Origin of the sequence: Eubacterium ramulus, from assembly GCF_045002895.1 — a bacterium.
GTDB classification, from domain to species: Bacteria; Bacillota; Clostridia; order Lachnospirales; family Lachnospiraceae; genus Eubacterium_I; species Eubacterium_I ramulus.
The window spans coordinates 2,362,202-2,383,862 of record NZ_CP173382.1; the positions used below are offsets into that span (position 1 = coordinate 2,362,202).

The following is a 21,661-nucleotide window of genomic DNA, read 5'->3' on the forward strand; positions in this document are numbered from 1 at the left end:
GGGATATTTCCCCGGGATTGTATCTTTTCATCTGAAAAGCAACGTATTTATGCTTCTGTTTTAGTATGCGTTTTTGTAAGTTCTGTAAGAGAACAGTGCATCCGGACTGTCTAAGTTCATCTGGTTTCTGACCGGTGTCAGCTCGAAGGAAATGGTTCCTGCTGCCATGTTATAGTCAGTAAATACCGGGCGGCATCCCTGTTTCAGTGCAATATCCGGATAGTTTGCATCCAGATTTTTTCTTGCCTGATCCGGAACAAATGCCGGGATATTATCGATAACACCGTGAAGTCCCCATCCGATGGTTACGGATGTATCACTGTCATACTGTACACTTCCGCAATGACTTGCGATATGGTATTTTCCATTTTTGTCTGTCAGGTCAGTACCTTTGATCGCATTGTATACTTTTGCAGTTCCTTTTTTCTCATTGATGCTTACCTGTAAAGTACGTGTCAGTGTAGCAGGTGCTCCCGGATAAGTCGGAGATGTCAGGAACGGTCCGATACCTGTATGGTTATCGAAAACGCTGATCTGTGTATTGCCTGTGATCATGCCATTCTCATCTTTATTTGTATAGCGTGCAAAATGCTGTCCGAACGTCAATGCCTGGAATGCTACACCATTGTCATCGGTACGTGTAGAAGTATATCCCTCATAACCTTTCAGAGTGGATGCTTTACCGCCAAGAATCCAGTCGATCGCTCCTGTGTTAAAATCAAACTGGTAAACTGCACTCTGATCACGCATGGAAACAAGAATCTTATCTGTGTTTCCGTTTGCATCTAATGTATAATCCACACTGTTTACATGAACGTAATCCTTTACACCAGCTGCAAAGTTCTTCTGAACTGTCTGCTGTCCGATGGAAGTTGGAGCGCCGTCCAGTGTACTTTCGCTGTAATTGATAGACTCTACTGCGGAATCATATAATAATGGATAATCACCTGTGTTGATCTCTTTGATGACTTTTCCATCTTTTACTTCCTGGATGATGCCTACCCATACATACGCAGTGTTTCCACCGTCCAGACCTTTTACTGTCTCCGGAAGGTTGTCTGCCAGTACCGGTGTGTAGCTGAGGTTGATGTAATGATTTTTGCCAAGTACAACAAACTCATGCTGATCCAGATAACCCTGGCCATGGTAATGTTTCTCATCATCATTTGCTGCTAAAGTAGCTTCATCGATATCTGTATAGTTTTCATCCATTACAAGATAATATCCGCTGGAAAATCCGCCCATAGCGTTTCTGTATGTCGGCTCAAGCTCAATGAATGCTGTATAGTAACGACTTCCGTCAATGGCATCCTGAGCGGCAAAATTCTCTGCCATGTTTTCTGCTTTTACACCAAGTTCATCACGGTCATCTACTTTTACTTCATACTGCGGAATGTAACGGTAGTATACTAACTCACCCTCTGTATTTACACGAAGGAAGAAATGATCCAGTGCAAATGTATAGACACCTGCGTCAGATGCTTTTACACCATTATTTGTGATATCCATGCCCGGAAGCAGTTCATTGACGGTATGTACACGGTACTCTGTGCCGTCTGTCATAGTAACAGTGATCACTTCATCGCTTGGATCATCTGCATTGATGGCTGCCGGTGTGAATGAGACATTTCCGTCTGTTACTTTAATATCACTGTCTGCATTAGAACTTACTGCGGTTGCAACTTTGTTGTCACCGGTTGCATTCAGATTGATCTTGTGTCCTGCTACCAGAGCATTCAGACAGTAATCACCCTGAGATTTTCTGGATGCGGTCAGTACAACACCGGAAGCACCGTTCGCATCTTCTGCTGCGATGTCAATCTTTGCAGCTTCCGGATTTACCGGATATGCTTTCATCTGCTCTGCAATTTTCTCAGAATAGTCAAAATACTGAGCCGTGTTCTGCTTTGCATTAAGGTAATCAATATCTGCTACCAGCCCGTTATTCACTTTGCTGTTCTCCACTACATGGCCTTTGCCCTCTGCGTCCATGTAAGCGCCTGTGTAATTGAATGTTACGGCACCGTTCTCGATCATCCACTCACCGTTCTGGTTGCTTGCCAGACCGTTATAGCTGAAGTCTACTTTACCGTCTTTTAAGTAGAACCATCCATACTCATTGCTCTCGACGCTGTTGCAGCCAAAGTCTACCGCACCGTTTACGATTCTCCACCAGCCATACGGGTTCTGAGCAATTCCTGTATAATCGAAATCTACTTTACCGTTTGCGATCTTCCACCAGCCGTACTCGCTGTTTTCTACGCTGTTGCAGCCGAAGTCAACCATACCATTTACGATTCTCCACCAACCGTATTCATTCTGGGCAAGTCCGGTATAGGAAAAATCAATTTTTCCGTTTCTCACATACCACCAACCATACTCGTTCTGGGCAAGTCCGGTATAAGTAAAATCAATCTGACCGTTTTTCACATACCACCAGCCATATTCATTCTGTACCAGATTTGTACCGCTTGTCACTTTCTGTCCGTTGTTGTAATAATACCAGTTTCCGTTTGCCTCCTGCGCAAGTCCGGTATAACCGGCTGCCAGAGCAGTTGCGGATGGTGCAACTACACTTGTAAAAGAGAGACAAGCTGCTGCTGCGATCATTGCAGCACGTACTTTTTTGCTTCTCATAAAACCTTCTCCTCCTTTTTCCTTCGAACCCTATGTCCGTTGCTTATTATTATAAGTTGTTCACAAATTCTTCACAAATACATAAAAGCTATCCATCCATAACCGCAAGTTATGGATGGATAGCTTTTCTCAGTCTCTAACATCAATCGTATCTTTGTAAAATCCAACCGTTACGACCGTTCCTTCCCCTATTTCCGACTGTATCCGAATCGTATGCCCCAGTTTCTGTAATGCATCCCGGCACAGATACAGACCAATTCCTGTGGAACGTTTATCCTCATGTCCGTTAAACCCGGTGTATCCTTTTTCAAACACCCTTGGGATATCTTCACTGCGAATGCCAATGCCGGTATCCCGGATTTTCAACCAGATCTGTTGTGGTTCTTCCTGCACCTCAATCGTAAGCTCACCTCCCGGGGTATATTTGACCGCATTTGAAAGTAACTGTTCCAGCACAAAGGCAAGCCACTTTTCATCGGAGATAACGCTCACATTCGTTTTTTCATAATGTAACCGTATTTTTCGGCGGATCATAATCCTGGCATATTTGTGGATTACTTCACGAATCACGGTATCAAGCGATATCTGTTTCAAAATGTAATCATTTGAATTACTGTTAAGGCGTTGATACTGTAACGCCATTCCCACGTATTCTTCAATCCGAAACAGTTCCTCTTCCATATCTGTCAGATTTTGAAGCTGCTTTATATGATATTCTTCTGTCATCCTTTCACCGGACTCTGCGTTCTCCTGTTCGCCACGTTCCATCTGGAGTAAAAGCTGCAGTCCCGCAATCGGTGTCTTGATCTGATGCACCCACTTCGCATAATAATCTTTCATCTCCGACTGCTGTCTGGCCGCGGCACTGACCGCCAGCTGCCGCTCGATATTTGCATTTTCCGCAAGCTGTCCTAGCAGTTCCTCTGTCAAATCCTCCGTCTCCGGCAGCTTCAATTCCCCGGAAAACGGCTGTTGCAGTATACCTTTCAGATACCGCACTTTTCGGTAATAGCGGATATATGCCATGCATACGGCAGCCGCAATGATACACAGATCCAGTATTCCCGCATAGATCAGATCATCCCCTGTTCGGCCGATCAGGAACAGATATAATACATGCAGAAAAAACAACACTGCTGACAGAATCATCCACTCTATATTTCGTTTGACAAAACTTTTCCATGTTTTCATCCGATCCGGTACCCGATTCCTTTCTTCGTCAGAATAAATCCATCCAGTCCGACAGCTGACAGTTTTTTTCTCAGCCGGTTCACATTCACGGACAACGTATTCTCATCCACATAGGCATCGCTCTCCCATAGTTTCTCCATCAGTTCCTCCCTGCTGACAATTTTTTCCTTATGTTCCAGCAACGCATGCAGGATTTTCAATTCATTCTTGGTCAATTCCAGCTGCTGTCCCGCCCAGGTCAAAGTGGCATCCATGAGATTCAGTACTGCGCCTTTGTGCTCCATAATACTGCTGTTTCCCGCAAAATCATAACTTCTTCGCAGCAATGCCTGGATTTTCGCCGTCAATACTTCCAGATCAAAAGGCTTCGGTATAAAATCATCTCCGCCCATGTTCATTGCCATAACGATATTCATATTGTCTGCCACTGAGGACAGAAAAATCACCGGCACATTTGACACTTTGCGTATCTCAGTACACCAGTAATATCCGTTATAAAAAGGAAGCCGGATATCCATCAGCACCAGCTGCGGGTCAAAAGCAGCAAACTCCGTCATAACCTGACTGAGATTTTTTGCCACATGCACGTCATACTCCCATTTTTCCAGATGCCGCTTTATCATTTTTCCGATGGTTTCATCATCTTCCACACAAAAAATCCGATACATAACTGTTTCCTTTCCTTTTTTTTCCTATTGTAGCAGATTTTTACTTGCCGTGTAAAAAAAATATGGTATCATAATCTATACTATACCGCTCGTACAGACGTACACGGTACAAAGGAACATTTTTGTACCCGGATGCAGACAGGAGGCGTGCAACATGAGAAAAACAGAACATCATACAATAGAAGGTAACCGTAAGACAAAAAACAGTATCAAACGACTTTTCTTCTGTCTGCTGGCAATTTTTCTTCAGATTGCTTTTTTTCTTTCTATTATGAATCATCTGAATACACAGATGCCCTGGATCAATGCACTGACCAAAATTCTTGTTTTAATTCTTGTTTTATACATTTACAGCAAAAATAAAACATCATCCCTGAAAATGCCCTGGATCATACTGATTCTTGTCATGCCGGTGCTCGGTGTTTGTCTGTATCTGATGTTTCAGACAAACAAAGGAACCCGCAATATGCGCAAGCGTTATCAGGAAATAGATGCCATTTTGCTGCCATGCCTGCCGCCCAATCATGAGATTTCCCAGCAGTTAAAAAAGCACTGTGCACCTGCCGGAAGCATTTCCGATTATCTGTACCGCAACGCAGCCTACCCCGTTTATCAGAATACGGATGTCACTTATTATCCGGAAGCAGTACAGGGGCTGGAAGCACAGCTTGCCGATCTGGCAAAAGCAGAAAAATTTATTTTTATGGAATATCATGCTATTGAAAATGCTGACGCATGGCAGAAGATTCAGACTGTACTGGCAGAACGTGTACAGGCAGGTGTCGAAGTCCGCGTTTTTTATGATGACATGGGCTCCATCAGTTTTCTCAATCATGATTTTGCAAAACAACTGGAAGCTCTTGGCATTGCCTGCCGGGTATTTAATCCCTTTGTTCCGGGTGTTAATTTATTTCTGAACAACCGTGATCATCGTAAGATTACTGTCATTGATGGAAAAATAGGATTTACCGGCGGCTATAATCTGGCAAATGAATACTTTGGTTTTTCTCATCCCTATGGAGAATGGAAAGATACCGGCATCCGCCTAGAAGGAGATGCGGTCAGATCTCTCACCATCACATTTCTTGAAATGTGGAATGCAATCAAAAAAAATCTGCCAAGTGACCGTTCCTTTGAACCGTATCTGCCGGATGAACCGTATAAGGCAGTACAACACGGTTACGTCCAGCCTTATGCTGACAGTCCGCTGGATGATGAACAGGTGGGGGAAGAAGTCTATATCAGCATGGCAAATAAAGCAGAACATTACTGCTGGTTTATTACCCCCTATCTGATCATTACAGATGAACTGTCACACGCTTTGTCTCTGGCTGCCAAACGTGGTGTGGATGTCCGTATCATCACACCTGGAATTCCTGACAAAAAAATGGTATACAGTGTTACCCGCTCTTTTTATCATCAGCTGGTTTCTAGCGGTGTGCACATTTTTGAATGGACTCCCGGATTCTGCCATGCAAAAATGAGCATTGCCGATGATCGTATGGCTACCTGCGGTACCATCAATCTGGATTACCGCAGTCTGTATCATCACTTTGAAAATGGTTGTTTTATGGTGGATTGCCCGGCTGTCATGGATATAAAGCATGATTTCAGACATACATTTTCACAATGTCGGGATGTGACAGAAAAATACAAAACCGGACTCGGTGCACATCTGCGCCTTGGACAGTTAATCTTGCGGCTGTTTGCACAACTGCTGTGACACGATCAGAAAAAATACACCGCATAAGTAGATTACAGATATCCGCTTGACGAATGTGCACATAATACGGAAGTCCATTTATATTTTAGCAATTTTACAAAATACACAGATAGGATAAAAGAGGTTTTAATATGCATGTAGGAAAGAAAACACTGAAAAGAGAAAAATCTGCAATGACCCTGTCACTGTATGGCAGCCTGGTCTTTGCCATCGTAGAAATCGGGATGGCTGTTTTTTCCGGTTCTCAGGCAGTTCTTCTGGATGCAGTTTACGACAGCGTCGAATTTTTTATGATGCTTCCATCCATTTTTCTGATTCCGCTGCTCTACCGTCCTTCCAGCGAACAGCATCCCTTTGGATATACCCAGATAGAGACCGGGTTTGTAGTAGTGAAAGGTGCTATTATGGCAGCGGTTACCTTTGGATTGATTTTTAACAATATTCATCTATTACTGCACGGCGGACATAAAGTATCCTTTCACACGATTTCCGCCTTTGAGCTTTTTGCCTGTCTCCTGAGTCTGACCGTGGCTATCTGCCTTTATTTCAAAAACAAACATATGAGTTCACCACTGGTGAATATTGAATTGCAGACCTGGAAAATTGACTGCGTGGTATCCCTGGGAATGGCGGTGGCATTTCTGCTCCCGATCATCGTCCCCTTTGCATGGTTTCAGCGTCTGACACCGTACCTGGATCAGATCATCACCATCATATTGTCAGCCTTTATGCTGCCGACACCGATCAAAACAGTCATCACCGGCCTCCGTGATCTGATGCTGTGGCCACCGGAAGCAGAGACCGTTGATGATATCAAAGCCACTGTGGAACCAATCATTGGCGGCTATGGGCATAAAAACCTGTATTACGACATTGTCCGTACCGGTCGAAGACTCTGGATCAGTGTATACATCACCTTTGATAAAGACATTATCTCACTGTCAAAATTCCAAATCCTGCAAACAAAATGCATTGCTGCCCTGGCAGAAAAATATCAGGACTTTTATTTTGAATTGCTTCCCGATATTCAGCTGGACAGCATGGATGAAGAGAAAATCAAAGCGCAAACTGAGGAAAATACCTGATTTATGATTTTACATCTTCATACTGATTGGACTGCAAAATGATTTTTATCGTATGGTATACACAGCGTTTCAGTTCCCGGATATCCAGCGTTCCATCCTTCAATGCCTGACGGATGCTCGCATGATCCCGCATATCTCCCGGCATTACCATATCGTTTCCGGCTTTCATACAGCCTGCTGCCGTACACTCACCGGCGGTGGAATCTGTCGTTGTCGTCCAGTCTGTCATGATCGCACCTGCAAATCCCCATTCATCCCGTGCCGCTTTCGTACAGATATCGTAATTGTTTGCCGCATGCACACCGTTAATCAGATTATAGGACGTCATCATCGCCATCGGCTGGGCACTGCGGATCGCTGTTTCAAATCCTTTCAGATAGATTTCGCGCAATGTCCGTTCAGATAAGATCGAATCGGAACCCATACGGTTATCTTCCTGATTATTGCATGCAAAATGCTTAATGGTCGTACCACACCCAGGTATTGACTGTACGCCCTGTGTCATAGCTGCTGCCATACTTCCTGCCAGCAGCGGGTCTTCTGAATAATATTCAAAATTTCTGCCACACAGTGGATTTCTGTGTATATTCATGCCTGGTGCCAGCCAAAGTGTCACTTCAAATTCATTCATTTCTCCGGCGATCATCCTGCCAAGTGTATGCATCAGTTCCAGATTCCAGCTCTGCGCCAGCAGTGTTCCCACCGGAATTGCAGTGCAATACTGATGATATACGATTCCCTTCGATTCCTTCGGCTCCGCAAAATATCCGTTTTCAAATCCATCCAGAAAATCTCCGCCATCGATACTGCCGTCTTCTCTGACCTGATACTCACTACGCAGACGCAATCCCGCCGGGCCGTCTGCCAGCACGATGCTCGCCACATAATACGGAGCTTTTTCAGCCACAGTGACTGTCTCTGCCGCTGCCCCCGGAACCGTCTGTCCCGCAGAGCCGAGTGCACTCGCTCCCTGATCTTTCGCCGGATCTCCGGTTGCTAATGCAATCAATTCTTCTGTGGAAAGCTGATCCACGATTTCACCTGCTCTGCCTAGATACTGATCCTGTAATTTCTCATAAACTACCGTCTCTGTCGGCAACTCTTTCGCAGAAATCTGTACCTTCGGCAGTTTCCGTTCTTCTGCCTTCCGCAGCCATGCTGTCTGTTTTTCTTCCAGCTTTGCTTTATCCGGCTGAAGCTCTTCCAATGATTCTTTTAATGGACAGATATGTTCACACTGCACGAGTACTTTCGTCTCATCCAGCACAAAGGTGCCACAAAGGGCCGCGGTAGATAACGCATTTCCCACCCAGATACCGTAAGTACCTGTCTCCAGCAGCCATGCCGCCTGTTCCTCGGAATAGGAGGCCAGCTGGTACAGATCCATGCTCAGTGTAAGTGACTGCGTCTCCCCCGGTGCCAAAAGTTTTGTTTTTCCAAAAGCTGCCAGACGACGGAATTCTTTTGGCAGTTTTCCCTGTGGGCAGGATACATACACCTGAACCACTTCTTTTCCGGAATACGCTGCACCAGTATTTATCACATCCACAGAGACTGACAGTGTTGGTTTTCCCTGTGCGGATATCTGCTTGGAAATACCGGTTACTTTTAGGTCAAATTCTGTATAAGACAAACCATATCCAAAACTGTAACGCACCGGAACGTCAAACGTATCAAAATACCGGTAGCCTACATAGATGCCTTCCCGGTATTCTTCCCGGTAAACATCTCCACTCTTGTGACTAAAATATGCAGCATTCGGATAATCCATATAATCCAGAGTCCAAGAATCCACCAGCTTTCCGGAAGGAGTCACTTTTCCGGAGATTACGTCTGCCAGTGCATTACCGCCCTCCTGTCCGGCCTGCACAAACTGCAGGACCGCTGTGATATTCGGAAATTCATCCGTAAATGCAAGGTCAATCAGTCCACCGGTATTTACCACCAGAATGACTTTTTCATAGGCTTCACATAATGCCGCGATCTGTGCCCGTTCTTCCTCTGTAATATAATAATCTCCTGCTTCATCCCGGCGGTCTGCATTTTCTCCTGCGATCCGGGCGAGCACATACATAGCGATTTCCGCCCCATCTTCCTTTGCCGCTGCTTCATCTATTGCTGCTCCTGCCGGCATGGAAAACGGAGTCGTGGAATATGCTTCAAAAAAGTTTCCGTTACATTCCTCTGTCAGTTTTCGGAAAATTTCCGACTTCCAGCTCTCCCGAGCCTGGATGTAGCAACTGTCATATCCGTCCAGCCATTCCACACTGGTGATCTCATATCCGGCATTTTTCAGACCATCATAAATATTGACATTGTACCGGTTGTTCACATCTCCGGATCCGGTTCCACCCTTGATGGTACGCACCGCTCCCGCACCATACAGACCAATCTTTGTCCCCGGCTTCAACGGCAATGTCTGCGCTTCATTTTTTAATAACACAAAACCTTCCGCCGCCGCTTCTCTCGCAAGAATAGCATTGTCTTTTTCGCGCTGTGACATTACTGTGGATGTGGTTCCTACATATCCTCTTTTTCGCAGTTTCATGATAACCCTCTCCTCATACGATTTCTGTTTTCCGATTTCTAAATTTTTTCATCTATAAAGAAAGCGCAACTATGCCGAAGCATACTTACGCTCTCTACTGTATGCCATGCACACACTATTTTTCGATTTTTCACCTTTCTTATTTTGTGCCGAAAATACGGTCTCCGGCATCACCAAGTCCCGGGCAAATGTATGCATGATCGTTTAACTCACGGTCAAGCTGTCCGATATAAATCTGTACATCCGGATGCGCCTCATGCAGTCTCTTGACACCTTCCGGTGCAGCGATGACAAACATACACTTGATATTTTTTCCGCCATGCTTTTTGATATAATCTACTGCTGCAACAGCGGATCCACCGGTTGCAAGCATCGGATCTACGACAACGATAAGACGCTGGTCGATCGGATCCGGCAATTTGCAGTAATACTCATGCGGTTCATGGGTCTCCGGATCGCGGTACAGACCGATGTGTCCGATCTTCGCAGACGGAACCAGTGTAGTCACACCATTTACCATACCCAGTCCTGCACGAAGTACCGGTACGATGGCAAGCTTTTTGCCGGAGATCATCGGACTCATGCATGTCTCAATCGGTGTCTCAATCTCCACATCCTCGGTCGGCAGATCACGAAGTGCCTCATATCCCATCAGCACTGCGATTTCCTCGATCAGTTTACGAAACTCATTTGTTCCTGTATGTTTGTTCCGGATCATTGAAATTTTGTGCTTAATCAGCGGATGATCCATTACATATACATTTTCCATTTTTTCCATTGAAAAAACCTCCTAATAACACTTCTCATTTCTTCAAGAATAACGGATTCACAGTTATAAGTCAACCGAAATCATTGTAATTCCCTTGCTCTCTCTAAGAATTTCCGTTATACTGATTTGTTAGAGTCTGATATTAAAATTGCTTTGCAGGATTGCAGAGATGCACAGGGGAATATATCATGCATTGCATGACGTACATCTCGCAGCAAGAATGCCGAGGGCATTCTTGAATGTCAGATTTATAACTATCAAATCATCATAAAATAGGAGAATGTATTTATGAAAACAAACGAAAACGGCATCTATGATGCAAGAACGCTTGGCCTTCCGAAAATGCTGATTCTTGGTCTTCAGCATATGTTTGCCATGTTCGGTGCAACGATTCTCGTTCCGGTACTGGTAAACACGTATTTCCACGGCGAAGGTTTATCCATTCAGGTCACACTGTTCTGTGCCGGAATCGGAACGCTGCTCTTCCACCTGATGACCAGATTCAAAGTACCGGCATTTCTCGGTTCTTCTTTCGCCTTTCTGGGTGGTTTCCAGACAGTCGCAAATCTAGACACAGGCATCTTTGCAGACATGAGCTACGGTGAAAAACTTCCTTACGCATGCGGCGGTGTACTGATTGCCGGACTGCTCTACCTGCTTCTGTCCCTGATCATCAAAGTTATCGGTGTACGACGCGTTATGCGTTTCCTGCCGCCGGTTGTAACCGGACCGATCATCATCTGTATCGGACTGAGCCTTGCACCTTCCGCGATCTCCAATGCATCCACCAACTGGCCATTGGCTCTGATCGCACTTGCCACTGTTATTATTTTCAATATCTGGGGCAAAGGTATGTTCAAGATCATCCCGATCCTCATGGGAATCATCGTATCCTATGTGGCAGCACTGATCATGAACGCTGCCGGTATGACATGCGCAGATGGGAGCGCCATCTTAAACTTCAGCGGTGTGGCTAATGCAGCTATCGTTGGTGTACCACAGTTTTTTCTCTGTAAATTCAATATCACAGCTATCCTTGCCATGGCACCGATCGCTATTGCATCCATGATGGAACACGTAGGAGACATTTCTGCTATTTCCGCAACGGTAGGAGAAAACTTTATCGAAGATCCGGGACTTCACCGCACACTGCTCGGAGATGGTCTGGCAACTGCCCTCTCTGCGTTAATCGGTGGACCGGCAAATACAACTTACGGAGAAAATACCAGCGTACTGGCGCTGAGCCGCGTATATGATCCGAGAGTCATCCGTCTGGCAGCCTTCTATGCGGTTATCCTCAGCTTCATACCAAAAATGGCAGAGATTATCAGTTCTCTTCCGGCAGCCATCATTGGCGGAATCAGCTTTATTCTCTATGGAATGATCTCCGCTGTCGGCATTCGAAACGTTGTGGAGAACAAAGTAGACCTGACAAAATCCCGTAATCTTGTCATCGCAGCATGTATCCTGGTCTGCGGTCTCGGTTTTTCAAATGGTCTGACTTTCCATATCGGCAGTACAGCCATCACACTGACCAGCCTTGCTCTGGCAGCTATTGTTGGTATCGTGTTGAATGCGATTCTTCCTGGAAATGAATATCAGTTTGAAAGTTCTTCCAAAAAAAGATAATCTATTAAAATGCACACGAATAATATCTACACGAAGTACTTTTATCTGATAGGAAAATCGATGTAGTTTCCTGTCAAATGCAAGAAAGTGTGCTATCACACACTCTCGCGGACAAAAGCATCAACAGCACATCTTTCTTGTCCGCGCCGAGCACGCTTGCGAAGCAATCATTTCTTCTCGTGCGAGTGTGCATTGTTTGCACGAAGTGCTTTTATTTGATAGGAAATTCAACGTAATTTCCTATCAAATAAAAAAAGTCGCTGACCATTCATCTATTGAACGGTCAACGACTTTTTCTATCATACTATACTGGGATTCAGGCAGAAAAACACCAAAATCTTGTTTACACATTCTAATATTTATTTTCTTACTTCCAGTTTTTGCTTCTCTTTCGCATATTCCATAAGCTGCCGGTTGGCTTCATTCAGTGGGCCAAATTTTTCCGGATCCAGTGTACAAATACACGATTCACACTGATCGATCCATTTTTTTGCATCTGCGATCTGGGATTCTTCCAGCGGATAAAATGCCTTCTGAAAAATAACTTCCGTCGCCAGTGCACGGGCAGTCTGATATTCCATATCATTTTCCTGCAAAATACCTGCCACAAAAGGGATACTTTGCCGCTGCAGACGATTATATACGGCGATACCGCTTCCGCCTCCGCCTATAACAAACACTTCAGGTGTACCCCTGGAAGGATTCAAAAACACTTCTCCGGTAACTGGGTCAAAACTGGTATCAGACACGCCATACAATTTCTGCACATACGTACCTGCAAATATTTCCTCCGGTGTACCAATGCGGTCGATGTGATCTCCTTTTACACAGGCAATTGTATCCGACACTTTCTGTGCCAGATCCAGTTCATGTAAGGACATAATAATTGCTAAATTCCGATCTCTGGCAAGCATGCGGATATTTGCCAGAATATCCAATTTAAATCCCATATCCAGATAAGATGTTGGCTCATCCAGCAACAAGATATCTGTATCCTGACAAATCGCTCTGGCCAACATCAGACGCTGCCGCTGTCCGTCACTCATTTTTCGGAAATCCTGATCCTGCACATCCTGTGCATGTACTAACGCAATGGCCTCATCGACTTTCGCCCAGTCATCCTCTGATAAAATACCAAATTTTCCGGTATACGGATAACGTCCGGATGCCACCACATCCCTGCCGCTGAGCAGCTCTGTCTGCAGTCGTTCCGTCATAACCATAGAAAGAGTTCTGGCAATTTCACTGTCCCGCATATTGCTCATGGATGTATCTCCGATATACACCGCACCGCCCAATATTTTCAACTGTTTTGTTATTGTTTTTAATATTGTAGATTTTCCGGCTCCATTTGGTCCGATCAATGTCAGAACCTCTCCGGATTTCACACGCAGATTTACATTTTTTATCAGCGGATGTTTGTCATATCCGACTACTAAATTTTCTGTTCTCAGTTCCATCATCTGTTCCCCTGCTTTCTCAGCATTGCCGCAATAACAACCGGTACCAAAAATACTGCCGTCACGGAGCTGATACTGATTTCTGTCGGTGCAAATAGTGTTCTTGCAATTCCATCACAAAACAATGTGATTACAGCGCCAAACAGAAAACATCCCGGAATCAGAATAATCGGCTTTGCTGTTTTGGTCATCAGTTTTACCAGATGCGGCACTGCGATACCCACAAAAGAGATCGGTCCCGCAAAAGCAGTGACGCAGGCAGAAAGCATACTGGAGAGCAGGATGAGCCCGATACGCAGAAGCTTCACGTTCACGCCCATATTTCTTGCATACGTTTCCCCCATCTGGTAAGCCCCAATGGGTTTCGCAAGCAAAAAGGTAATGACTACACCAACCGCAACTATCACAACTATCATCTGCACATTTTCCCAAGTCATTCCTGAAAAGCTTCCCAGTGACCAGTTATGCAAATTGACGATATTGGAATCATCTGCAAAGGTTACACAGAAATCTGTAATGGCGGAACAAATATAACCGATCATAATACCGCAAACCACCAGCAATGACATTTTCGACACTCGAAAGGAGATCAGCAGTACAAAACCCATGGCAATCAGGGAGCCTGCAAATGCCGCAATTACCATTCCGGCTGAATTCAATGCAACTCCTCTCTGCAGGCAGATGATCATAGTCATTGCAACTACCAGTTTTGCACCGGAAGAAATACCCAGCACATACGGACCTGCGATTGGATTCTGAAAAAAACTCTGAAGCAGAAAACCGGATACAGACAATGCGCCTCCTAACAGGATTGCTGCTGTAATACGCGGCAGACGGATTTTCCAGATAATCTGATACAACGTGGAATCACTGCCGCCTTTTCCAAACATCGCAAAAAAATCTCCCAAAGACATATTGACACTGCCTACCCCTACATTCCACAGAAAGAGGGCACACAATGCACAGACAAATATTATAAATGCTATCGTATACCGTTTTTTCACTTTTTCAACTTCCTTTACCTTCTCTTTTCAGCGTATTTCCGGCAATATTTCTGCTTGCAATTTACAAAATCTGCCGTTTCCGGTTGAAAAATCGCTGTTTGTCATTATTTTAATTTCTGGATAAACCGGTAATCTGTATCACCACTATCCGTCAGAATCTTGTTCAGATCTTCGATAAAATCACAGGTCGCACTTGTTTCCTGGTAAAAATTGCCGCCCGTGGTATAGACATCACCGGACTGAACTGCTTTAAAATCAGCAAACAGACTGTTTTTTGCGATCAGCTCATCCACGGAATTCAGTTCGCCCTCAATGGTTCCATTATAAATCAAAATATCTGCATCTTTCTCTGCCACATAAAAATCCTCCATCTGCATTTTCAATGTGGAAAGTGCATTATCCTCTTCTTCCAGATATCCGTTCAGGGAATATACACCTCCTGCCAGATCGATCATGGAAGATACATAATCATTCGGTTTGCGGACGGTGATCGTTCCATCTGATGATACCGCAAAAAATGCCACGGTCTTTCCTGTATTTTCTTTTTCCAGAATCGGCTGTACGCGTTCTACCTGTTCCCGGAAAAATGCCGTTCCACTCTGCTCCTGATTAAACAGCACACCAAAGAGCCGGATCCACTCCAGTCGTCCCAGCGGATGCTTCTCATAACTGGAACGCTCGATCAGAACCGGAATTCCAAGTTCTTCCAATTTTTCCTTAACTTCCGGATTATGCAGGATCATACTGTTTTCAATGGCAAATTTGCACCCCTGCCCAAGCAGAAGTTCATAGTCCGGTGCATTGTACTTTCCAGCATATACCAGTTCCCCTGCTTTCATGGCATCTGCTGCTTCCTGCACATACCAGTCCTTTTCTTTTAACCCGGTAAACTTAATACAGGAAAGTGCTCCTGTCTTACATACGAGATCCATGACTGCGCTGGAAACGAGATATCCATCTGTCAGCGGCTGCTGTAGCACCACGATGTCTGATGGCACATCCGCCGGCACGGACACGCCTTTCGGGACAAGCAAATAACGACCGCTATCAACGATCGTTATCAGTTTATATGCTCCATATTGTTCTATGCTGAACTGATCGGCATATGCCAGGTTCATATGTCCCTCACAGTTCAGCTCATTGAAGCTTGTGGTTTCCGGAAAAGAAAATACAAGCGTATATTCAATTTCATGCGGTGTGCTCATTGCAGTGGTATCCCCGATTACCTCCATCTCACATGGAACTCCTGTGATCGGGAAGGTGAACGTTGAATTTCCGCCCTCATTTTCATTGAGATATTTTTCATCATCTACAATCATATAATCATAATATGTACTGCTCCATACAATCGTGGCCATCGCCTGACCATCCGTCACCGTCACAGTTGCCACGGAATCTACCGTAGCACGGCCGCTGCCGCCCTGCAGTTCCACATTGACAGAATACATTCCATCTTCCAGCATCGTTGTATCGGCACCCGCCTCCTTGCCGGTATCCTCCTGCGCTTCCACACTGGATCCTGTACCGGAAGTATCTGCCGGTGATTTATTTTCCTTCGTCCCGCATCCGGAAAATGCGGTAATACCTATCATGACAGCTAAAATAACTGCCGCTATTTTTTTCTTTTTCATTTGTTGAGAAATCCCTCTACTCTACTTTCTGCGGATCTGATACGCTGACCTTATGATCATACCAGGTTCCCTTTGTTCCAAGAAGTGCCAGATCAAACTCCTGATTCAGTGCTTCTACTGGGACATCAAATCCATACACTTCCTCTGTAGATCCGTCACTGTAAGTAACAGTATCTGTAGTAGGCTGTAAAATCTCGGCTCCATCCTTCTGAGCACCCTCTGCTGTTCCCACAAACAGATTCACAATGTGCTTGGATGTCAGACTGACATGAATCGTCATCTTTCCATTTTCTACCGTTAAGGTGCCACGTCCGTCATTTGCCTCGTTAACATGAAACATGCTGCTGTCTGTATTAAATTCAGCATCGTATATACCATCTTCCAATGCCGGTATCTGTACGTCATCCGAAGGCTGTTGTGCTTCATCAGCAGTATCCTTCACAATTTCATCCTGCGCGCTCGTATCCATGCTGTTTTCTTCCGCTTTTGTACTGTCTGCTGCCGGCTGTGCATTATTTCCACAACCACCAAGCATGCCAACTGCCAGTGCAAATACTGCTGCTAATACTGCAATTCTTCTTTTCATATTTCCTTTCTCCTGTGAACAACTTTTCTATATCCACATATCAAAAACTTAACTGTATTTTTTCCATACGCAACTCACAGCAGGAACGAAAAAATCATTCCTGCTGTGAGATTGGATATCATTTTTTACTTTTTACTACGCTATGTATCTCTTATTTACCTAAAGAATCAATAGCTGCTTTTGTATGATCCACATAAATCTGCTGAACAGCCTCAATCTCACCTAAACCGGCAATCTGTGTATCAACTTTATCGAAGTTTCCGCTTGCTGTAAACATACTCTTCCAAGAATCATCATCATCGCCTGCCATATCATTGTTTGCATGATCGCCAGCAACAACCATTAATGGTCTTAAAATAACATTTTTATATCCAGCTGCTTTTACTGCTTCAATAACTGCTTCACAAGCTGTCTCTTCCGGCTCACCCTCTACAGTTCCGACAAATACGTTATCGTATCCAAGTGCTGCCATCTGGGAAGCCATCTGGCTGTAGCTTACTTTTGCTGTATGAGATGTTCCATGTCCCATAAATACGAATGCTGTACTGTCAGCTTTTACTGCTTCCAGAGAATCATATCCGGCATCTTTTACTGCTTCTGCTGTAATATCCTCAGCTACTTTTGCTTTGTCTTCATTTACAACTGTTGCATCTGCTCCTACCTCACCAAGTAACGGTTCAGCAACTGTTACAGATTCAAATTTATCTTTATAATTATCAAGTGCCTCTACCAGTTCATCATACTCAGCACCATGCATTAAGTGAGTTGGCTGAACAACCAGGTTCTTTACACCATTATCAATAGCTCTCTGAAGTGCCTGATCTACATTATCGATTTTTTCACCATCTCTTGCCTGTACATGGTTAATGATGATCTGTGCCGTGAATGCTCTTCTTACAGACCAATCAGGATTTGCTGCCTGAATTGCTTTCTCGACACCACCGATGTCTGCTACACGGCTGTCATTGAAAGATGTACCAAAACTTACAACAAGAATCTCATTTTCTCCAATCTCATCCTGATTCAGCGGATCATCTTTGGACGCATCACCTGTATCTCTTCCGAAATAATCCGGATCAGCATTTTCACCTTCTACTAATTCTTTCTGAGCATCTGTCAGTTTATCCCATGCAGCTTTTGCAGCCTCACACTGCTCATCTGTCTTGTCTGTTCTTTCCTGTACATAGATCGCATCGATCAATGCAGCTACTTCATCCGCTTTCGCCTGATCGGAATCTTCCTCTGCTGCACTTGTCTCACCTGCTGCACTGACTGCATTGTCTTTTCCTGCATCTGCACTGTTGTTGTTTCCACATCCGCCAAGCATTCCAACTGCCATAGCGAATACTGCCACTAAGGCAATCATTCTCTTTTTCATCTCTTCTTCTCCTTTGAGTATCTATTATTCTTCACAGGGTACGGTTCTCCCGATACCAGACAACCGGCAGGTTTCCTGACTGAAAGATCATTGCACCGCTTCCGCCTTCCCAACACAGATCTGTTAATCCGCATCAGTGACCAGTATTCGAATCGGTACTCCTTTATCACAGTGATGGATTCGTACAGGATTTACACCTGTTTCCCTTTTAACCATCCGTCGTTTTTCCTGTAACCAAAAATAACCCTCTGCTGCTCCAATCGTAGTTAACAGCGTTGGATTATTTTTCTTACAAAACTGCCGACTTCCGGCACCTTTTATCTCTTTCTATGAACTTAAAAATATCTTAACATATCCGATAAAAGATTTCAATATCTGAACGCACACTTTCTCCATCAAACTACATACTTGTACACTTCGGACTTACACCTCTGCTGTCGATCCTGACCACAAGAATTTTTCTTAATGACAGCTGTGGCTTCCACATCCATGCTCGCCACATGTATGTCCTTCCCCGTGGCTGTGCTCGTGGTGAGAACACTTAACATTTGGATTATAATCCAGTGTTTCATTAATAAAAGCTTCCACTGCCTTATCCGCATCTCCGGAAACTCCTCCGAAAAGCTTAATTCCTGCTGCCGCTAACGCAATCTGTGCACCGCCTCCGATTCCGCCACAAATCAGAACATCTGCATTCAATGCATTAAGAACTCCCGCCAATGCACCATGTCCGCTTCCATTCGTATCTACTACTTCTGAATATACTACTTTTCCTTCCTCTACATCGTAAATCTTAAACGCCTCTGTGTGTCCAAAGTGCTGAAAAATCTGTCCGTTTTCATATGTTACTGCTATTCTCATTATACTCTCTCCTTTTTCCACTGCATATTTTTGATAAAGTTCCTGCTTGTAACATCCTCCAAGATTACAGTTACTTCCCTGACCATCGCAGATTCTGAAATCCCCGCCTTCAATTCTGAGTGGATGTCCGTCAATAAGTGCATCTGCTATTTTCTTTCTGGCAATCTCGTAAATTCGCTGAACCGTTGTTCTTGCAATCTGCATAGATTCAGCACACTGCTCCTGACTATAACCTTTCTTGTCCAAAAGACGGATTGTCTCATACTCATCGACTGTCAGAACAATGGGAGTTTTTTTCTCATAATCACCTGTCGGAAAAAATTCCAGAACATTCGGGAAATGGCAGACTTTTCTGCATTTTACTGGTCTTGGCATAAACTGCTCCTTTTTGCTTTTCTTATATAATAGTGCAATTACGGGCATATGTCAATAACATATCTGACATATACCCATTTCAATTATAGTTTTTTAGCTTATTATAGTTTGTACTGACAAGTACATTTCTGAAATACCACGCATTTTCCAAAATCAGTGTCCTTCTTTCTTCCTTTACATATATTTCATAATAGTCGGCAATAATACATTCATATCTATTGGTTTTGCAACATGATCATTCATGCCACTTGCCAAAGCCATCTTCTTATCTTCTTCAAACGCATTTGCTGTCATTGCAACAATTGGAATCTGCGATTTGTTACCGTCTTTCAGTTCTCGAATTCTCCTGGATGCTTCATATCCGTTCATAATCGGCATCTGAATATCCATCAGAATCAGACTGTAGTAATTTTGCTTTGCTTTGTTAAACATATCAATACATGCAACGCCGTTCTCCGCTCTTTCTATCATGATTCCCTCTTCCGTCAAAAGTTCCGTTGCAATTTCTGCGTTCAAGTCATTATCTTCTACCAGAAGAACCCTTTTTCCTTCCAGTTTTTTGATATTCAACTGACCGTCTGCATGTTTCGGATTCCTTTCTTCCGCATTTGCTATTTTTAATGGAAGCGTGATTGTAAAAGTAGAACCTGCTCCCGGTTTGCTCTGAACTGTGATCTTGCCATTCATTAAATCCACCAGTTTCTTCACGATTCCCATGCCAAGTCCGCTACCTTCTATTCCGCTGTCTGACGAAGATCGTTCCTGTGAAAATGATTCAAAAATATGTTTTTGGAATTCTTCTGACATTCCGATTCCGTTGTCTGCTATGATAAACTCTAATACACTCCAACCTTCTTTTTCGCCGGGATATTGGTTCAATGTACAGCTTATGTTACCGCCTTCACCCGTGTATTTCACAGCATTACTCAAAATGTTAATCGTAATTTCAGATAATCTTGCATCATCCATATACAGGTATGGATATCGAATGTTCTTATTGACTTTCAGTGTTTGATGTTTTTCTTCTATCGGTTTCCTAAACATATCAATACATAAATCAAAGTTTTTAGAAACATCTGTTATTGTTTCATCCAGCGTTGCTTGGTTGTTTTCGATTCGTGCTAATTCAAGAATGTTATCAATCAAATGCAGCATTTTCTTTCCGCACAATAATATTTTTTCAAAGTAATCCTCTAATATAGTTGGCTCCTTTAAATGTTTCTCTCCCAATTCTGCATATCCAATGATTGCATTCATAGGGGTACGAATATCATGAGACATATTAAACAGAAATGTTGATTTTGCTTTATTAGCTGAATCGGCCAGTCTTACAGCTTCCTGCAACAGTTTTTGCTGTTTCTGCTCATTTTCTTTTTGCTTCTTATATACAGAATATCCACAGGTACATAATATTAACAAAATACACGCTGTAATGCATCCCAATACAATACTTAACTTATTCGTCTTCTCAACCATTCCATACGCTTTCTGCATATCCATTTCTATGCAGAAAGCACCTATCACTTCATTAGATTCATCTTCCGCTGTCACAGGATAACAGGCTGTAAAAATAGGTCCCCATGTTGTATCAACAATATCCTGAGAATATACTGTTTTTCCAGAAAGTGCTTTTTCTATATAAGGAACCATCTCCTTTTCAATCGGATCTCCTGGATGTCTGACGTCACCAGCCGATGGATCCAGTCCGTCTACAACGTAAATCAATCTACCGTCTTCATTTCTGGTTGCTGTGTAAATATATCTCGTAGAATTCAGTGTTCTGATTTCATTCATATATGTCGACATATTCTTGAATAGTTCTGTATTCTCATCAGCTTTACTTTTTATTTCATTAAAATCTTTTCGTCCCAGTCTGTCATTTACCAGCTTATGAACCGCATCTGCACTGGAAATATCTCGTTCAATTTCTGTTTTCAGAGCAGTTTTGGTATATGCTTGTTGTAAAATAAAAGTATATGCAACAACAAACAAAATCACCATTGCTAGAAGGAATACCAACTGTCCCTCAAAAATTTTCCAATGATTTACCGGATTTTGATCTTTTCTTTTTTGTTTTATATAGTTATTTTTCATCATCGTATTTCACATGCCTTTT

15 protein-coding genes and 1 riboswitch are annotated in these 21,661 nt (G+C 43.6%); of the genes, 3 read left to right on the plus strand and 12 right to left on the minus strand.

The features are described 5' to 3' along the window. Window positions 1–60: 60 nt before the first annotated feature. The 3 genes from ACIRUQ_RS11080 to ACIRUQ_RS11090 form a co-directional block, all read right to left on the minus strand. Window positions 61–2,637, minus strand: a complete 2,577-nt coding sequence (locus ACIRUQ_RS11080) for an aryl-sulfate sulfotransferase (protein ID WP_055290285.1) — start codon at window positions 2,635–2,637, stop codon at window positions 61–63. A 129-nt stretch (window positions 2,638–2,766) separates the two neighbouring features. After that, window positions 2,767–3,828, minus strand: coding sequence for a HAMP domain-containing sensor histidine kinase (locus ACIRUQ_RS11085; RefSeq protein ID WP_055290284.1), 1,062 nt, complete (start codon window positions 3,826–3,828; stop codon window positions 2,767–2,769). Continuing rightward, the gene (locus tag ACIRUQ_RS11090) at window positions 3,825–4,496 is read right to left on the minus strand and encodes a response regulator transcription factor (RefSeq protein WP_021740544.1); all 672 of its coding nucleotides are present in this window, start codon (window positions 4,494–4,496) and stop codon (window positions 3,825–3,827) included. Before ACIRUQ_RS11090 ends, ACIRUQ_RS11085 begins: the two co-directional genes overlap by 4 nt. 154 nt (window positions 4,497–4,650) lie before the next feature. On the opposite strand from ACIRUQ_RS11090, the gene cls reads away from it, so the two are divergent. Beyond that, window positions 4,651–6,219, plus strand: a complete 1,569-nt coding sequence (cls, locus tag ACIRUQ_RS11095; protein WP_021740545.1) for a cardiolipin synthase — start codon at window positions 4,651–4,653, stop codon at window positions 6,217–6,219. 131 nt (window positions 6,220–6,350) lie between these two features. Beyond that, on the plus strand, window positions 6,351–7,304 hold the full coding sequence (locus ACIRUQ_RS11100) for a cation diffusion facilitator family transporter (protein ID WP_055290283.1): 954 nt from the start codon (window positions 6,351–6,353) through the stop codon (window positions 7,302–7,304). 1 nt (window position 7,305) lies between these two features. On the opposite strand, the gene ACIRUQ_RS11105 is transcribed toward ACIRUQ_RS11100, so the two are convergent. Both ACIRUQ_RS11105 and upp read right to left on the minus strand, forming a co-directional pair. Beyond that, on the minus strand, window positions 7,306–9,852 hold the full coding sequence (locus tag ACIRUQ_RS11105; RefSeq protein ID WP_055290282.1) for a glycoside hydrolase family 3 C-terminal domain-containing protein: 2,547 nt from the start codon (window positions 9,850–9,852) through the stop codon (window positions 7,306–7,308). A 139-nt stretch (window positions 9,853–9,991) separates the two neighbouring features. Continuing rightward, window positions 9,992–10,621, minus strand: coding sequence for a uracil phosphoribosyltransferase (gene upp, locus ACIRUQ_RS11110; protein ID WP_055290323.1), 630 nt, complete (start codon window positions 10,619–10,621; stop codon window positions 9,992–9,994). A 288-nt stretch (window positions 10,622–10,909) separates the two neighbouring features. On the opposite strand from upp, the gene ACIRUQ_RS11115 reads away from it, so the two are divergent. Continuing rightward, window positions 10,910–12,250 (plus strand): uracil-xanthine permease family protein, encoded by a 1,341-nt coding sequence (locus tag ACIRUQ_RS11115; RefSeq protein WP_055290281.1) that lies wholly within the window; start codon window positions 10,910–10,912, stop codon window positions 12,248–12,250. Window positions 12,251–12,609: 359 nt separating this feature from the next. On the opposite strand, the gene ACIRUQ_RS11120 is transcribed toward ACIRUQ_RS11115, so the two are convergent. The 7 genes from ACIRUQ_RS11120 to ACIRUQ_RS11150 all read right to left on the minus strand — a co-directional run bounded on the left by ACIRUQ_RS11120 (window position 12,610) and on the right by ACIRUQ_RS11150 (window position 21,642). Continuing rightward, complete coding sequence (locus ACIRUQ_RS11120; RefSeq protein ID WP_055290280.1) at window positions 12,610–13,713, minus strand: ABC transporter ATP-binding protein; 1,104 nt, start codon at window positions 13,711–13,713, stop codon at window positions 12,610–12,612. Beyond that, the gene (locus ACIRUQ_RS11125; RefSeq protein WP_021740551.1) at window positions 13,710–14,714 is read right to left on the minus strand and encodes an iron ABC transporter permease; all 1,005 of its coding nucleotides are present in this window, start codon (window positions 14,712–14,714) and stop codon (window positions 13,710–13,712) included. The genes ACIRUQ_RS11120 and ACIRUQ_RS11125 overlap by 4 nt, the downstream gene beginning before the upstream one ends. Before the next feature lie 104 nt (window positions 14,715–14,818). Continuing rightward, window positions 14,819–16,345 (minus strand): ABC transporter substrate-binding protein, encoded by a 1,527-nt coding sequence (locus tag ACIRUQ_RS11130; RefSeq protein WP_055290279.1) that lies wholly within the window; start codon window positions 16,343–16,345, stop codon window positions 14,819–14,821. 16 nt (window positions 16,346–16,361) lie between these two features. Beyond that, window positions 16,362–16,931 carry a hypothetical protein gene (locus ACIRUQ_RS11135; RefSeq protein WP_055290278.1) on the minus strand — a complete coding sequence of 190 codons (570 nt, stop codon included), beginning with the start codon at window positions 16,929–16,931 and terminating at the stop codon, window positions 16,362–16,364. Between the two features lie 151 nt (window positions 16,932–17,082). After that, the gene (locus tag ACIRUQ_RS11140) at window positions 17,083–18,309 is read right to left on the minus strand and encodes a sirohydrochlorin cobaltochelatase (RefSeq protein ID WP_055290277.1); all 1,227 of its coding nucleotides are present in this window, start codon (window positions 18,307–18,309) and stop codon (window positions 17,083–17,085) included. A gap of 47 nt (window positions 18,310–18,356) precedes the next feature. After that, window positions 18,357–18,563, minus strand: a riboswitch (cobalamin riboswitch). Window positions 18,564–18,771: 208 nt separating this feature from the next. After that, complete coding sequence (locus tag ACIRUQ_RS11145; RefSeq protein ID WP_055290276.1) at window positions 18,772–19,545, minus strand: DUF134 domain-containing protein; 774 nt, start codon at window positions 19,543–19,545, stop codon at window positions 18,772–18,774. 174 nt (window positions 19,546–19,719) lie between these two features. Then, entirely contained in the window at window positions 19,720–21,642 is a 1,923-nt protein-coding gene (locus ACIRUQ_RS11150; protein WP_021740556.1) for a hybrid sensor histidine kinase/response regulator, read from the minus strand. Between the last annotated feature and the right edge of the window lie 19 nt (window positions 21,643–21,661).